The 1,684-nt window shown below is 61.0% G+C and carries 1 protein-coding gene and 1 pseudogene; both read left to right on the top strand.

Going from position 1 to position 1,684, the window contains the following annotated elements:
• On the top strand, positions 1–1,188 hold a 1,188-nt coding region (gene gsiB / locus WCA53_RS26615), incomplete at its 5' end, for a glutathione ABC transporter substrate-binding protein GsiB (RefSeq protein ID WP_423917647.1).
• Positions 1,189–1,262: 74 nt separating this feature from the next.
• A pseudogene (locus tag WCA53_RS26610) lies at positions 1,263–1,684 on the top strand (glutathione ABC transporter permease GsiC); the annotation flags it as partial.

Raw genomic sequence — 1,684 nt, 5'->3', positions numbered from 1 at the left:
CCGGCGAACAGGCTCAAGCGCTACAACATGTTCAGCCGCATCGAGAGGACCGAAGTGATCGACCCGTACACGGTGAAGATCACGCTGAAGGCGCCGTTTTCGGCGTTCATCAACGTACTGGCGCATCCGTCGGCGGTGATGATTTCGCCGGACGCGCTGAAGAAGTACGGCAAGGACATTGCCTTCCATCCGGTCGGCACGGGTCCGTTCGAACTGGTGAAGTGGGACCCGGCGGGCGACCTGACGGTGAAGAAGTTCGCCGGCTACTGGAAGAAGGGCTATCCGAAGGTCGACGCCATCGACTGGAAGCCGGTGGTCGACAACAACACGCGCGCCGCGCTGATGCGCACGGGCGAAGCGGATTTCGCGTTCCAGGTGCCGTTTGAACAGGCCGCCATGCTCAAGACCGACCCGAAGGTCGATCTGCTCGCCGCGCCGTCGATCATCCAGCGCTATATCAGCCTGAACGTCACTCAGAAGCCGTTCGATAACCCCAAGGTCCGCGAGGCGCTCAACTACGCGGTGAACAAGGACGCGCTCACGAAGGTGGCGTTCTCGGGTTATGCGACGCCGGCAGACGGTGTCGTGCCGCAAGGTGTGGACTACGCAACAAAGTCCGGACCGTGGCCGTACGATCCGGCGAAGGCCCGTGCGTTGCTGAAAGAGGCGGGCTATCCGGACGGTTTCGAATCCACGCTCTGGTCGGGGTACAACAACTCAACCTCGCAAAAGGTCATTCAATTCGTGCAGCAGCAGCTCGCGCAGGTCGGTGTGAAGGTGAAGGTCGAAGCGCTTGAGGCAGGCCAGCGGGTCGCTAAGGTCGAAAGCGCGCAGGACCCCGCAACCGCGCCGGTGCGCATGTACTACATCGGCTGGTCGTCGTCCACGGGCGAAGCCGACTGGGCGATCTCGCCGTTGCTGGCATCGGCCTCGATACCGCCGAAGCTCGCAAACACGTCGTACTACAAGAACGATAACGTCGATAGCGACTTGTCCAAGGCGCTGGAAACCACCGATCGTGCGCAGAAAACCGCGCTGTACTCGGACGCGCAAAAGCGCATCTGGGCCGATGCGCCGTGGATTTTCCTGGTTCAGGAAAAAGTCGTCTATGCGCGCAGCAAGCGCTTGTCGGGTGCTTACGTGGCACCGGACGGCTCGTTCAATTTTGACGAGATCGCGCTCAAGTAATCGTTCCACCAGGTGGCAACGGGACACGTCCAGTTGCCACACCTGTCACGCCGCAACACAGCCGGATTGTCTTCATGCTGAATTTTCTCGTCAAACGTCTCATGGGCCTTCTGCCGACACTGCTGATCGTCGCGGTGCTGGTGTTCCTGTTCGTGCATCTATTACCCGGCGATCCGGCGCGTCTCGCGGCCGGCCCTGAAGCCGATGAAGCCACCATTACGCTGGTGCGCAGCGACCTCGGTCTCGACAAACCGCTGCCGCAGCAATTCGTGAACTTCTTCTGGCGGATTGCGCATGGCGATTTCGGCACTTCGACGCGCAGCAAACGGCCCGTCAGCGTCGAGATCGGAGAGCGATTCATGCCGACTTTGCTGCTGACGCTGGTGAGCATGGTGTGGGCAGTCATCTTTGGGATGACGATTGGGATTGTGTCGGCGGTGTGGCGCAATCGCTGGCCCGACCGCCTGGGCATGACCCTCGCGGTATCGGGCATCTC

Source organism: Caballeronia sp., from assembly GCF_049581465.1.
Classification (GTDB): Bacteria; Pseudomonadota; Gammaproteobacteria; order Burkholderiales; family Burkholderiaceae; genus Caballeronia.
Note: the sequence above shows the minus strand (reverse complement) of the source record. Positions and strands in the feature narration are given on the sequence as shown.